Origin of the sequence: Bradyrhizobium neotropicale, from assembly GCF_001641695.1 — a bacterium.
In the GTDB taxonomy this organism is placed as follows: Bacteria; Pseudomonadota; Alphaproteobacteria; order Rhizobiales; family Xanthobacteraceae; genus Bradyrhizobium; species Bradyrhizobium neotropicale.
Genome location: NZ_LSEF01000094.1, coordinates 21,673 through 36,029, shown reverse-complemented (window position 1 = coordinate 36,029; position 14,357 = coordinate 21,673). Strand labels below are relative to the sequence as shown.

At 61.6% G+C, this 14,357-nt stretch carries 10 protein-coding genes; 7 read left to right on the top strand and 3 right to left on the bottom strand.

What is annotated here, in order from left to right; genetic code table 11:
* Positions 1-95: 95 nt before the first annotated feature.
* Both AXW67_RS32370 and AXW67_RS41135 read left to right on the top strand, forming a co-directional pair.
* Positions 96-1,688 carry an ISL3 family transposase gene (locus AXW67_RS32370; protein WP_082908118.1) on the top strand — a complete coding sequence of 531 codons (1,593 nt, stop codon included), beginning with the start codon at positions 96-98 and terminating at the stop codon, positions 1,686-1,688.
* Between the two features lie 1,103 nt (positions 1,689-2,791).
* The gene (locus AXW67_RS41135) at positions 2,792-3,172 is read left to right on the top strand and encodes a hypothetical protein (protein ID WP_082905988.1); all 381 of its coding nucleotides are present in this window, start codon (positions 2,792-2,794) and stop codon (positions 3,170-3,172) included.
* Between the two features lie 385 nt (positions 3,173-3,557).
* On the opposite strand, the gene AXW67_RS41130 is transcribed toward AXW67_RS41135, so the two are convergent.
* Together AXW67_RS41130 and AXW67_RS32355 are read right to left on the bottom strand one after the other, a co-directional pair.
* The gene (locus tag AXW67_RS41130; protein ID WP_082905989.1) at positions 3,558-4,205 is read right to left on the bottom strand and encodes a hypothetical protein; all 648 of its coding nucleotides are present in this window, start codon (positions 4,203-4,205) and stop codon (positions 3,558-3,560) included.
* On the bottom strand, positions 4,180-5,076 hold the full coding sequence (locus AXW67_RS32355) for a DNA-processing protein DprA (protein ID WP_245315793.1): 897 nt from the start codon (positions 5,074-5,076) through the stop codon (positions 4,180-4,182). Before AXW67_RS32355 ends, AXW67_RS41130 begins: the two co-directional genes overlap by 26 nt.
* 924 nt (positions 5,077-6,000) lie before the next feature.
* Here AXW67_RS32355 and AXW67_RS45115 point away from each other — a divergent pair.
* Positions 6,001-6,702 (top strand): SDR family NAD(P)-dependent oxidoreductase, encoded by a 702-nt coding sequence (locus tag AXW67_RS45115; protein WP_430648741.1) that lies wholly within the window; start codon positions 6,001-6,003, stop codon positions 6,700-6,702.
* Here the strand turns inward: AXW67_RS45115 and bamA are convergent.
* Positions 6,699-9,212: an outer membrane protein assembly factor BamA gene (bamA, locus tag AXW67_RS32340; protein ID WP_063681187.1), complete on the bottom strand. Its 2,514-nt coding sequence runs from the start codon at positions 9,210-9,212 to the stop codon at positions 6,699-6,701. The genes AXW67_RS45115 and bamA overlap by 4 nt on opposite strands.
* A gap of 297 nt (positions 9,213-9,509) precedes the next feature.
* Here bamA and AXW67_RS32335 point away from each other — a divergent pair, with 297 nt between their 5' ends.
* From AXW67_RS32335 to AXW67_RS32320, 4 genes are all read left to right on the top strand, one after another.
* The gene (locus AXW67_RS32335; protein WP_136624114.1) at positions 9,510-9,893 is read left to right on the top strand and encodes a hypothetical protein; all 384 of its coding nucleotides are present in this window, start codon (positions 9,510-9,512) and stop codon (positions 9,891-9,893) included.
* A gap of 318 nt (positions 9,894-10,211) precedes the next feature.
* The gene (locus AXW67_RS32330) at positions 10,212-11,186 is read left to right on the top strand and encodes an efflux transporter outer membrane subunit (RefSeq protein WP_245315792.1); all 975 of its coding nucleotides are present in this window, start codon (positions 10,212-10,214) and stop codon (positions 11,184-11,186) included.
* Positions 11,183-12,382 carry an efflux RND transporter periplasmic adaptor subunit gene (locus AXW67_RS32325; RefSeq protein WP_063681186.1) on the top strand — a complete coding sequence of 400 codons (1,200 nt, stop codon included), beginning with the start codon at positions 11,183-11,185 and terminating at the stop codon, positions 12,380-12,382. The genes AXW67_RS32330 and AXW67_RS32325 overlap by 4 nt, the downstream gene beginning before the upstream one ends.
* 1 nt (position 12,383) lies before the next feature.
* Positions 12,384-14,345 (top strand): MacB family efflux pump subunit, encoded by a 1,962-nt coding sequence (locus AXW67_RS32320; RefSeq protein WP_063681185.1) that lies wholly within the window; start codon positions 12,384-12,386, stop codon positions 14,343-14,345.
* Positions 14,346-14,357: the final 12 nt, after the last annotated feature.

Sequence of the window (14,357 nt, the reverse complement as noted above, 5' to 3'; positions counted from 1 at the left end):
GGTTCTTCCGCATATTTGATGCAAGTTGGCGGATTCACGGAAGGCGCGAATAAGGCCATAAGGTCAGAATCGCAGTCGACGTCCGTGATTCGCCCTTGTTCCATTCCTTGTGCTCGCTGGTCTCCCCCGAGCTTTCGATTGTCCAGATCCTTCCCCAGGGCGACAAGGTGATGCTCGTGGCTCGGACGAAGTCAGCGGTCTCGTTCTGTCCCGGTTGCGGCTGCCAGACCGGCCGCGTCCACAGCCATTACGTGCGACGCTTAACCGATCTGCCGTGGCAAGAGCGGATTGTCGAGATCCGGCTTAACGCGCGACGCTTTCGATGCGCGAATTCGCAGTGCCCGCGCCAGATATTTACTGAGCGGTTGCCGGAAACCGCGCGACCGAAAGCGAGACGAACGTCCCGTCTCCGCGACAGGCAACTGGCGATCGGTTTCGCGGTCGGCGGCGAGCCGGGCGCACGTCTGTCGCACAGACTTGGCATGCCGACCAGCGGAGACACGCTGCTACGGATGATCCGCGCAGCCGAATTCAAGCCGCTAGAGCCGCCGCGTGTGATCGGCATCGATGACTGGGCCTGGCGCAAGGGGCAACGCTACGGCACCATCATCTGCGATCTGGAGCGCAATCGCGTTATCGATCTTTTGCCGAATCGGAATGCCAATGCGGTCGCGTCCTGGCTGGGACGCCATCCCGGCATCGAAGTGATCGCGCGCGATCGTGCCGGCATTTATTCTGAGGGCGCCCGTCGTGGTGCCCCCGAGGCGACGCAGGTCGCCGACCGTTTTCATCTTCTCCAAAACCTGGGTGAAGCGCTGCATTTGGCTGTTTGCCGTCATCGCAAGGCGATCGGTATCGCTGGAAAGGCCACGATTGCGGATATGGTCGAAGATCAAACCAAGCTCGAACCACCAATAGAGCCTTCTACAAAGCTTGATCAGCTGCGCCGCGCGCGGCGCAACCATCGCCGTTCACTCTATGCTGAAATCCTCGACTTGCGCGCCGACGGCCTGTCGCCGCGCGGGATCGCGCCGCGGATCGGCATGAGCGTGAGGACGGTCGAGCGCTGGCTTGCTGCGGGCGGTGAGCCTGAGCACCGGCGGCCACCCGCGCGCTCCGTCCTCGTTGATCCTTTCCGAGATTATTTGGAAAAGCGCTGGGAGGAAGGTGAACGCCGCGCGCTGGAATTGTGGACCGAAATCAAGCGCCGCGGTTTTGAAGGCAGCAAAACGACCATCTACCGATGGACTGCTGCCCGCCAGCAAGGCTCACCGACGTCCGCGCCAAATGTGCGATGGCGACCGCCCTCGCGCCGCAACTGTGCACGGCTCCTGAGCAAAGAGTCTCGATCGCTCGATCAGCAGACCGAGCGGTTCCTTCACCATCTCCATCAGGTTGCGCCGGAGCTTTCCAACGCCGGTGAGCTTGCTCGACGTCTTGCGGCCTTGATACGGGGGCATGATGATACGAATCTCGAGCAATGGATCGAGGATGCTTCGAGCAGCGAACTGGCTTCGCTTGCAGAAGGCATCGGCCGCGACATCGCGGCTGTTCGGGCAGCCATCACCCAACCCTGGAGCACCAGCCCCGTCGAAGGACAGATCAACCGCCTCAAGACGATCAAGCGCCAGATGTATGGCCGTTCAGGATATGCACTGCTCCGAAACAGGCTACTGGCCACCGCCTGACAACGCACAATCGCTCACGATGAAACGCGAAGAGGAGACCTGCACCAAATATGCGGAAGAACCCCTGACTGACGCTCCACGTCATCCTGATTGCCGCGCGGGAGCATCAGAGTTTTCGACTCAACTGTTTCGACGACGTTGCGACCGATGATCTCGAACGAAATTGCAACGATGTCAGCGAGCTCATCGATCAGACCCTTGATCTCACTGCCTTTTGATGAACTCGGACATTTTCAGCCTAGAAATCGATGTGAGTTAGCAGCGGGCGCAATCTTACCGAGCCCGCCAACGCTTGGCGACTAAAGCCTTCAGGCGTCACACAGAGAGCCGGCCAAAGTTGCGATCCCGCGGAAAAGCTGAGACTGCATGGTTGGAGCGATCGAGCCGCATGGTCCCTTAAAGCTCGCATTCCAACCGATGTCAGCGTGATCGGACCTGTCCCGGGCAGACAGGATGCAGCCCGACAGTTGGGTACCGGACAGCACCATTAGCCTTTCTGAGCGTACACGCGTCATCCGATGGGCCGCCATTGGTCCGATGCATTCACGACGCGGATGCATTCTATCATAACTATCTATTGTACCAATCCAACGTGATGGACTAGTTCCATTTTAACGGGTCGCTCAGAAAGTACAGCTCGTGAAGGCCGATTTCTGTTTCTTGAACACGCCACGCCGCCCTCGATTGGCAGCAGCTGGCGGCCAAAAGGGTCTTCCAGACCGCTTTTCATTGCACATCGGTAGGCAATATCGAGCGCGTGCGCTCCCCAGGGGACTCCACCGCCGAATGTCCGAACCCGACATTGCCCGCAACGAACCGCTGGCGTGAATGACCCCCAAATTCCCCCCATAACAGTACAGGAGGCAGCCATGAGTATGACAATGTCCAGATCCGGAAGGATGCGGCCAACAAAACGCGAGAAACGACCGTCTCGGATGACAGCGCGATGCGCTGAACTGGCCGGGATAGTCCCCTTTCCTCTGCATATCCCGCTCAACTCATCTTCAATTCGGGCCGCCCCGCCTCCGGCCCAGACAACACCAGACCGATCAGAACCAGCAGAACAGAGTAGCTGCGGCTCGCGTGTTCAGCATTTTGAGCAGATGATCGAGCTGCAAATCGAAGAGGTCGCAAGACTCATCTGGGAAGACAAGAACGCGTGTGAAGCGACAAAGCGGCTCACGGAGCTGACGAGCGAACTGATAGCGGCAAGAATCCGCCCAGAACGCGACGACCATATAGCCGGCGCGGTCGCCGGTTTCCGACCGGCGCAACTCCATCAACAGAGCGGCGTCTACGATCCGGAACAGCTTTTGGTTTTAGGACGTATTTTTGATGAAGCAGTCGCAGCGCTGCCTGCGGATATGCGTACTGACATTAACCGAACAACGGTCGCCAAACTCATTTTTGGACGTGCGACCATAAGTGAAGTCGATCTCGGTACTCTTGTTACCCTGATAATCGCGATCGCCTCTGCCGTTTAATTAGGAAGCGCTTTGATTTGGCCTCTCACACAAAAGGGCCTGACGCCCCTTCGACCAGGTCGGAAGGGGCGTCAGGCCGCAAGCCTGCTTGACGTGCTGGGCACCGACTGGAAACGAACTACTGGAGGAATTTGCGAACAGACGCTCCGCCCTTCGAGAAGCTGACGAGATCTTGCTGCCAACGGTGGGTTCCACGAGCGCTCAGCGTGGAGAGTTCAGGATGAACCACATCGAACCGCTCCAGTATATCGGAGTCGGAATATAGCAGATTCGAACGTCTTCGAGTCGCTTTTGGAGCATGTCTAGCGTCACGGCTGCGGTCGCGGAGATCGCTCTCGGACCTGAGAGACTTAGCTCGCATTCTCGCGGCATACCGAAGTCAGTCTCACTTGAGAAGGTCCTCGATCGACACGCTATCGAATGGGTCGGGAATTACCCGGCGGGCGATGAAGAACCCAACTACTTTAGTATCCGGCAGGCGCTCCAAGATCATGTCCTTGATCGCGCGGAAATGTGAGCCTGTGGTAAGGACGTCGTCGACGATTCCGATGCTCGGGCGAACTCCGCCCCGAAGAAGTTGCTCGTTGAATCGATAGTTTTGACGAAGCTCATCTGGCTTCTTCCTATTTCCTCCCTTGAACGTCTCGGTCGATGTGATCTGCTCGATGAGCTCTAACACCTGAGGCGCACCAGGCTTACGGATTCCGTTGCAAACGCGGCAGATGCGATCGTCGTAATCGACATCCGTTCTAATCTTGGAGGGAGGCGTCGGGACAAGACTGGCGTGCGCCAGCCAATCCGCGTTGATGACTTCGGAAAACGCCTGAGCGCATTGCGCGATCGCAGGCGTCTTGTATAGGTAGCCGCCGGCGTTTCGCTTCTTCTGCAGGTTATGGATCAATTGATTGGTCGCGCCGCCCTGCCATCCGGCATGGGCGGTGTATTCGTACAGGAAATAGCACTCGTCCTCGTCGACGAGGTAGTAGTGGTCGCCGCGGTTGGTCGGGTCAATCTTCTGAAGCCGTAGCGCCATCGCCGAGCGCGCTCCAGATATCGGATATATCTCGCACCCTGATGGCGCCCTTTTTGGCATAGACGGCAGGCCACGTCACGTCACTGCGCTCGAAGCAGGAATCAAGAATGAAAAGCTTTCGTCCTTGTTGAAGGGCGGCTCGCGCCTGAGTGAGGGTTCCGCTCGTTTCACCCGCCTCGACGATGACCGTGCCCTCCGTCAGAGCACTCATCGTGACGTTTCGCTCGGGGAAGAACAGCTTGTTCTGCGGTACATGTTGGGCAGCGTATCGCAGAACGGGCACTTGCGAAATCAGGAGAAACTCCTCGGCAATTCGGCGCTGGAGCTTTTCATTCTCCTTCGGGTAGTAGACGCCGATGGGCGTTCCGATAACGGCGATCGTTCGGCCACCCGCCTCGATCGCTGCGCTGTGTGCCGCCGCATCGATCCCCGCGGCCAAACCGGATACGACCGTGAAGCCCTTTTCCACCAGCGCTCGAGAAACCTTCGCAGCTCGGCGCAAACCCTCCGCAGTGGCCTCGCGATTGCCGACCACGGCCACACAGCGCGTCTCGGTCAACTCCCAAGTTCCCTGGAAATACAGCATCTCGACGGGATGCCGTGCATCGCGGAGCTTCGCCGGATAGTTACCAGTTAGATTGAGCCGTGTGCCAAATCGTGAAACCCCCGCCTTTGTTAGTTTCGCCAAGACTTCCGAGGCGCGCGCGTCCGCGACTGCGTCGGATACGAAATCGGACGGTAGCGCGGACGGATCGGCCGCAAATCGTTCCGCAAGCGTCTTGAATGTGGCACCCTTTTCAAGCCACAACGCTTCGTACGCACCCAGCTCGCGGCGTGGAGAGACGGATGCAACCGCGGGACCGGAATTCATGCGAGCTATCAAATTCATTTCTCGAACCTATCCGTACACTCCGATTCCGTCGAATTGACGGTGTCGATAATCACCGTAATCCAACGCAATCTCTTGCTTTTCCCTTTGAGGTCGGCGATAGAGCGGCATAGAACAAATAGCGAACAATGTAAAGGTTCGTTCGAAATGTCATCGACTTACGTGCGTAAAAATGTATTACGCGGCAGGTCCTGTCGCCCCATTGAAGCAGGCGTGGGGGTCGTCCATTGGCTCGGTAGCCCAGTACAGAACCCAGTACGGGCATCTGGTCCGGAACCGACAATCGGCTCAGTCCAAAATGCTGACAATCGTACACTTGCTCAGCCAGCGTTGTGCGGTCGCAGCTCAGTTGTAGATTCCGGCATTGCCTTACGGCCTATAGGCATGCGAGTGGCTGAAATCGATATCCTGCATTCGCCACATGATCTAAAAGGCTAGCCCTTCAGATCAACTCGTCAGACTAGGTACGCATGCCGGCGCGCTGTCACGTTGTATCGTACAAGGGTGAGAGAGAGAAGCAGTTCGTGCAACCACACCGGCGGGCATGTGCCTTTCTGGCCGAGAATGAAAATCGAGTCGGCCAGATAATCTGCTGCTCTTGATCGCTGCGCTCTCAACAGCGTCTTTTCATTCCAGAGTTTGGCGCTGACAAGCGCGTCAACTGGGTCCGATATACTCCCCCTAAAAACGGGATTTCGAAACCTACAACGTTAGGCAACGCGACATTCAAGCAGACTCTTCGAGGCGTTTTAGACGCTCATCTGTCTGGCAAGCGATCGTCTGGAATTTCCTCGGACAAACATAGCGAAAAAGGAGTAGCCAACCCACGACCTTCTCCCGTTCGAGTCAATCCGCAAGGGCATCGAACGCGACCATGGCGTACGCGTCATTTACGATGGCGCCGACATGTCGAAGGCAGATGCCGTGCGCGGGCTGACCGGCACGACGGTGGAGACCGTTCGGACGCTCGATATCCTCGTAAACAATGCCGGCATCCAGTTCACCGCGCCGATGGAGGAATTTCCTGCCGCCAAGTGGCATGCAATCCTGGACATCAACCTGTCGGCCGCTTTCCACGGCATCGCGGCGGCGGTGCCTCAGATGAAGAAGCAGCACTGGGGCCGCATCGTCAACATTGCATCCACCCACGGCCTCGTCGCCTCCACGCACAAGGCTGCCTATGTTGCGGCCAAGCACGGGCTGGTCGGCCTGACAAAGGTGGTTGGCCTCGAGACTGCCGGAAGCGGCGTGACCTGCAACGCGATCTGCCCCGGCTGGGTGCGAACGCCTTTAGAAGCAGATCGACGACATCGCTGCGCAGAAGAACATCAGCCAGAGGGAAGCTCTCAAGTCCCTGCTGGCCGAGAAGCAGCCGTCCCTCGATTTCGTCTCGCCCGCGCAGCTCGGCGGCACGGTCGCCTTCCTGTGCTCGGCTGCCGCGGACCAGATCACCGGGACGGCGATCTCCGTCGACGGCGGCTGGACCGCGCAATAGCCGGCGCAAGCCAACAGCATCCGTGGCGCAGTTGCGGTTGCGCCAAGGACGCGCGCGCGTCAAGATGGAGCATCTCCACCCCGGCGCGGCTTGCTCGCGCGGCGTCTCGCTAGAACGAGGTGCCGCCTCCGAACCTGAACTCCTGGACGGTGTCGTATTTGCCCTTGGTGATCGGCACGGCGTAGTCGAAGCGCAGCGGTCCGAACGGCGATGCCCAGATCAGGCCGACGCCGACCGACGAACGCACCACGTTGCCGTCGTCATATTGCAGTCCGCAGGTCGGGCAGGCCTTCGTATTGACTTCGCCCGTGACCGACCAGGATGTCGGCCCCTTGTAGTCCCAGAGCGATCCGGCGTCGGCGTAGACCGCGCCCTTCAGGCCGACCTCCTTTGGCAGGAACCAGAACGGCATCTGCAGCTCCACCGACGCGCCCCAGTACTTGGTGCCGCCGAGCGCATCGCCGGCCGCGCCGAAGCTCGCATAGGTAATGTCGCGCGGCCCGATGCCGTTGGAGGCGAAGCCGCGCACGAGGTTCGGCCCCATCTGGAAATGGTCCAGCATGCGCAGGTCCTGGTCGCCGAGCTTGTTGAGGATGCCGCCCTGGAGATGAATCACGCCGACGATGTCGGAGACGAGCGACGCATAGTACTTGGCGTCCACCGCGCTCTTCAGATAGGACACGTCGCCGCCGACCCCGGCAAAATCCTGCCGGAAGTCGATCAGCAATCCGTCCGTCGGGTTCTTGGTGTTGTCGAGCGTGTTGTAGCTCAGCGTGTAGCCGAGCGCCGACGTCCATGTCGCGCCGTTCGCCAGCTCCTTGCGCACCGGCAGGCTCGATTCACCGTCGCCATAGCAACCGTATCCATAGAGGCTCGAATCCGTCGAATTGGTCGGATCCACACCGCCCAGAACGCTCTTGATGTAAGCCGGCGTCGGGTTGTAGGCCAGCGACGTGTTGGACGCGTTGTTGTTGCAGTTGTTGTACACGCTGGCGAGCGTGATGTTCTGCCGATACAAGGAGTAGCGGAGCTGGAGCGAGAGATCCTCCCGCAATGCGAGGCCGATGCGCGGGGAGAAACCCAGCGTCGTCACGCCGTAGCTCGTGTAGCTGTTCGCCAATTGCTGGCGCCAGGAGACGTCCATTCCGAGCGCCAGCCGGTAATCGAGCAGATAGGGCTCGACAAAGGACAGCGATATGCCGCGCGAATACTGGCCGTAGCTGACGGACGCCTTGCCGTAGAGCCCGCGCCCGAGCAGGTTGCGCTCCGAAACCGAGACTTCGGCCAGCGCGCCGTCGGTCGTGGAGTAACCGCCCGATATCGAGAAGTCGCCGGTCGACTTCTCCTCAAGATCGACGATCAGGACCACCCGGTCACTGGAGGAACCCGGCTCCGTGGCGATCTTGACGCTCTTGAAGTAGTCGAGGTTCTTCAAGCGGCGTTCGGCACGATCGACCAGCGCACGGTTGTAGGCATCGCCCTCCGAGATGTCGAACTCACGCCGAATCACGTAGTCGCGCGTGCGGGTATTGCCGCGGATGTTGATGCGCTCGATATAGGTGCGCGGCCCTTCGTCGATATTGAACACGACGGACACGGTGTGCGCCTCGAAATTGCGGTCGCCGCTGGGGCGCACCACGGCGAAGGCATAGCCGCGGCGCGAAGCCTCGATTTGCATCTCCTCGGTGGATTTCTCGACCGATTCGACGTTGTAGAGCGAGCCGACATTGACGCGCGAATAGGAGCGCATCGAACTCGCGTCGAAATTGGGAATGCTGGAGCGGAAATCGACCAAGCCGACGCGATATTGCTGACCTTCATCGATCTTGAAGGTGACGAGAAAGCCCTTCTTGTCCGCATCGTATTCGGTGAGCGCCGCCACGACCTGCGCATCGGCATAGCCGTGCTTGAGATAGAAGCGGCGGATCAGGTCGCGGTCGGCCTCGACGCGGTCTGGATCATAGATGTCGTTGTTGCCGAGGAAGCTGAGTAGATTGCTCTCATGCGTCTTGATCACGTCACGCAGCCGCGAAGCCGAGAAGGCGCTGGTGCCGATGAACTCGATCGACTTGACCGATGTCTTGGCGCCCTCCTCGATCGTGAAAATGAGATCGACGCGGTTGTTCGGCTGCTCGATGATCTCTGGCGTGACGCGCACGTCGTAGCGGCCGGAGCGGCGATAGATCTCGGCGATCCGCAGCGTATCCGACTGCACCATGGCGCGGGAGAACGTGCCGCGCGGCTTGGATTGGACCTCGGCGGAGAGCTGTTCGTCCTTGATCTTCTTGTTGCCCTCGAAGGCGATGCGGCCGATCACCGCGTTTTCGATCACCGAGACCACGATGCGGCCGCCGGCCCGGTTGATCCTTACATCCTGAAACAGGCCGGTCTCGATCAACGCCTTGAGCGCGTCGTCGATGGCGGGCGGATCGAGGTGCCCGCCGGGACCCGGCTTGAAATAGGAGCGGACCGTGTCCGCCTCCACGCGGCGATTGCCCTCGACAACGATCGTATCCGCCGCCTGCGCGGCCGCCGGCCGCGGCGACAGTACGACGGGTAACGAAGCTGCAATTGATACACCATACACCGCGACTGCAACCAACCAGGCTCGCCAAACAGACATTCCGCACCTCAAGTCCACATGACTTGCTCTGAAACGGGAAAGCTGTGGCCGCGGTGTGGCTCCAAAGTTACTGCATTGTTTCCGGTGATTGAGTTTGATCCGGCGATAGCTCGTGTCCTGTACGCAGAGCGGAGCATTCACCGTGATCGCGCATGCTCCTTGCGCCCGGAAGAATCCGGCATCACGGCGATCGCCGCGTGCGCAGGCCCGCGCCAGCGCTCAGCAACATCGCGCAAAAAGTGAATTCTTTACCGGCGGAGAAGCCGATGCGAGAGGCATCGGCTTCTGATGACCTGCATGGGACGCCTGCCGATGAATCCGTTTGCCAAAACCAGAATCGTTCTAATTGTCATGCTCGCCTCGACACTGACTTGCAGGGCGGATACGGCCAGCAAGCGCGATCGAGAACAGACGTCAAAGAACGCCGTATACGAGTATGGTCCGCGCGGCCCCGATCGCTCCTACCAATCGGGGCCTCATACGCGCATCTATGTCAGCAAGCGTTCATGGCTCGATGGAGGGACCGAGGTGCTCCCGGGCGAGCGCAAGTTCAGCGACTATGCCTTTCCGCCGGGCGTCTCGTTCGCCCGCGAGAACAACAACCGGCCGCTCGATCGCCAGCCCCTGAGCCCTGCCTCGGATCTCGGCGGATTTCCGCAGAGAATTCCGCTCTCCTGGTAGGCAGCTGACCATGATCCTCCTGGCCTCTTCGGACGCCGAGACGTCGCGTTACATCTGTTTACATTCAGCAACATTCTGCCTGCCGAAACGCCACGATCGCCCGGCTAGTGACGGCGACCTGGCTCGCAGCGCGGCCGGCTCCCTTGGGAGTACAACCAGCGCTTCCCTCCTCCTGGAAGGTCAGGTCAACGGATTTCAGTCGGGTTGATGTCGTCAAAATTATTCGCTGCCTTGCCTCTGGCATCTGTAAAGGAGAGCCATCATCGGACGTCCTGCCCGTTCTGCCTCATCCTGTCGCGCGTCGGATCGTTCTGCCTCATGCTGACGGTCGGCGGCCTATTGACCGGCTGTGCGGTCGGTCCGGACTACGCCGGCCCGCCCACGCCGAATCTGCCTTCGCAGTGGAGCACCAAGACTGCGTCCCGCCACGACACCGGACGGCTGGATCGGTGGTGGCTGCGCCTGCGTGATCCCTTGCTCAGCTGGCTCATCGAACAGGCCGTCGAGGCGAACCCGAGCGTTGCAAAGGCGAAAGCCGTCGTGCGCGAGGCGCGCGCCACGCTGCAACAGACCACGGCGGGGCTGTTCCCCTCCGTCAGCGGCACAGCCTCGGTCACCAACAACAAGACGAGCGCGGGCTCCGCTTCAGTCCTCGTCGATAGTGCCCCCTACACGCTGCACCAGGCGAGCTTCGATTCGAGCTGGGAGCTCGACCTGTTCGGCGGCACGCAGCGCGGCATCGAGGCCGCATTGCGCGCCGAGCAATCGGCCGCAGAGGATCTGCGCGACAGCCTCGTCACGCTCATCGGCGACGTCGCCGCCTATTACGTCGAGGCCCGCGGCTATCAGGCCCGGATCGCGCTGGCGGAGCGGACCGCGACCTCACAGCGCGACACCGAGCGGCTCACCCGCTCGAAGTACGAAGCCGGCAGCGCCACCGCCGTGGACCTGGCCAAAGCAACCGCTCAGGCGGCGAGCACGGAGGCCAACATTCCCACCTATCAGGCCGCGCTCGCGGCCGACATTCACCGGCTCGGAATTCTGCGCGGACGCCCGCCTGACGGCGTCGCCTCCATGCTCGCGCAGTCCGCGCCGGTGCCCGCACCGCGCATGCCATTGCCGGCGGGCATACCGGCCGATCTCCTCACCAGTCGTCCCGACGTGGCGAGCGCAGAGCGCAAGCTTGCACAGGCCACGGCCAAGATCGGCCAGGCCGAAGCCGACCGCTACCCGGCCGTCTCCTTGACCGGTTCGGTGGGGACCTCCGCCTTGCGCACCCCGCAAAGCGCCTGAAGATCACCGCCGCCCTGCTCGCCGCAGCGGTGACCGGGGTCGTCGCCGCCGCGCATTTCCCGGGAACGTCGGGCAAGACGCAGTCCTACATCACCGCACCGGTCACAGTCAGCGACCTGCGCGAGGAGGTGCTTGCGAGCGGCACGCTCAAGCCGGCACGGCTGACGGCCGTTGGCGCGCAGGTCTCCGGGCGGATCACAGCGCTCAACGTCAAGGTCGGCGACACCGTCAAGGCCGGCGACGTCATCGCCCAGATCGATCCCGTCACCAAGCAGAACGACCTGCGCAACTCCGAAGCGTCGCTAAAGAACTACCGCGCGCAGAAGCTCGAGAAGGAGGCCACGCTCACGCTTGCCGAGGCGAACCTTGCGCGCCAGCAGGCGACGTTTGCGCAGCGTGCGACCTCGCGCGGCGATTTCGACAGCGCAGAGGCGACGGTGCGACAGACCAGCGCCCAGATCGCTGCATTGGAAGCCCTGATTGTCGGGGCCGAGGCCAGCGTCGAGACGGCCAGGGTGAACCTCGAATATACCCGCATCACCGCCCCGATCGACGGCACGGTTCTCGCTACCGTGGTGCAGGAGGGCCAGACGGTGAACGCCGTGCAGTCCGCACCGACCATCGTCGTACTCGGCCAGCTCGACACGATGACCGTCCGCGCCGAAATCTCCGAAGCCGACATCGTCAAGGTCAGAGCAAGACAACCACTGTACTTCACCATTCTCGGCGACCAGGATCATCGTTACGAGGCGCATCTGGAGCAGATCGAGCCGGCGCCCGAGTCCATCAAGAACGACGCGAGCTTCTCCTCGACCACCACGTCGACCTCGAGCACGACTTCGTCGAGCTCCAGCAGCACGGCGATCTACTATATCGGCGTGTTCAAGGTGCCGAACCCCGATCTTTCGCTGCGGACCTACATGACGGCCGAGGTGCACATCGTCACCGGTCAAGCCAGCCGCGTGAAGACCGTTCCCGCGCTTGCGGTGACGCGGCGATCCGACGGCCGCAGCACTGTCCGCGTCGCCAGCGCGTCCGGAGAGATTCAGGAGCGCGAGGTCAAGGTCGGTCTCAGCGATCGCACAACCGTCGAGATCAGGTCCGGCCTGGAGGAAGGCGAACGGGTCGTCACCGGAGAAGCGAACGAGGCGCAGACGGCATCGCGGGGAATGCCGGGCCCGCCGATGGGACCCTAGCATGACCGATCCGATCATTGCGCTCGATGCCGTCCGCCGGGAATTCGCGGCCGGCGACACCACGGTGGTCGCGCTCGACGATCTCTCCTTGAGCATCCAGCCGGGCGAGATGGTCGCAATCATCGGCTCGTCCGGTTCGGGCAAATCGACCCTGCTCAACATCCTTGGCTGCCTGGATCGCCCGACGTCCGGAGCGTATCGCGCCGCCGGCAAGAACGTCTCAGAGCTCGACGCCGACGCGCTGGCGGCGCTGCGCCGCGAGCACTTTGGTTTCATTTTTCAACGCTACCATCTGCTGGGCGATCTGACAGCCGCCGAGAACGTCAAGATTCCCGCGATCTATGCCGGGATGAAGGCGCGCGAGCGCCGCACGCGCGCAGATCGGCTTCTCGCGCGGCTCGGCGTGAACGAACGAAGTGGTCATCGCCCGAACCAGCTTTCCGGCGGCCAGCAGCAGCGTGTCTCGATCGCGCGGGCGCTGATCAACGGCGCCGAGGTCATCCTGGCCGACGAGCCGACCGGTGCGCTCGATCGGCGCAGCGGCGACGAAGTGCTGAGGATATTGGCCGAGCTGCACCACGAAGGGCGAACGATCATCATCGTCACCCACGATTCCGACGTTGCCGCGCGGGCCGAGCGCATCATCGAGCTGCGCGACGGCAAGATCGTCTCGGACCGCCGCACCGGGACGACGGACACATCGGGTTCGCCCGAGCGGAGCGCCCGGGCCTCCTGGGACAGCGGCCTCAGTTGGTCCGGCGCCTTGCGGCGCCTGCGCGAGGCCGCGCAGATGGCGCTGGTCTCGATGGCCGCGCACCGGCTGCGCGCATTCCTGACGATGCTCGGCATCATCATCGGCATCGCCGCGGTGTCGTCCGTCGTCGCGCTCGGCAATGCGTCCCAGCGCAAGGTCCTGTCCGACATCTCGAGCCTCGGCACCAACACGATCGAGGTCTTTCCCGGCAAGGATTTTGGCGACGCGCGCGCCGGCAAAATCAAGACGCTGGTCCTCGACGACGCCCGTGCCCTGGGCCGGCAAAGCTTCATCGCCGGTGTGACGCCGACGGTCTCGACCAGCACCACGGTCCGATACCGCGGCAATGAATCCAACGTGCTGGTCAACGGTGTCGGCGAGAGCTATTTCCAGGTGAAGGGCGCCAAGCTCGCGAAAGGCCGCCTGTTCGATACCGACGCGGTACGCAACATCGAACGGCAGGTCGTCATCGACGACAATACCCGCAAGACCTTCTTCGCCGATGACCAGACCGCCGGCATCGGCCGCGTCATCTGGCTCGGCAAGGTGCCCTGCCGCATCGTCGGCGTGATTGCCCAGCAGCAGGGCGGATTTGGCTCGAACCAGAACCTGTCGGTCTATCTCCCCTACACCACCGTGCAGACCCAGTTCACCGGCGATCGCGCGCTTCGCAGCGTGCTGCTTCGGATCAGCGACGAGATCTCGACGACGCTGGCGCAGGACGCCGTCACCACGCTGCTGACGCAGCGTCACAACACCAAGGACTTCGTCATTCTCAACACCGACGACATCCGCCGCACCATCACCAGCACGACGCAGACCCTGGCCTTCCTCGTGGCGGCGATCGCGGTCATCTCCCTCGTCGTCGGCGGGATCGGCGTGATGAACATCATGCTGGTGTCCGTCTCCGAGCGGATCAGCGAGATCGGTGTCCGGATGGCGGTCGGTGCCCGGCGCGGCGATATCCTCCAGCAGTTCCTGGTGGAGGCAACGCTGATCTCCTCCATCGCCGGCATCGCAGGCATTCTCGTCGCGATCCTCCTTGGCGCCGCGATCAACCTCGCGATGCCGGGCTTTCAGGTCACCTATTCATCCTTCTCGATCGGAGCGGCCTTCCTGACCTCCACCGGGATCGGCGTCGCTTTCGGCTATTTCCCCGCGCGCCGCGCGGCATTCCTCGATCCCGTGGTGGCATTGACCCGTGACTGACCGTAGGATTGC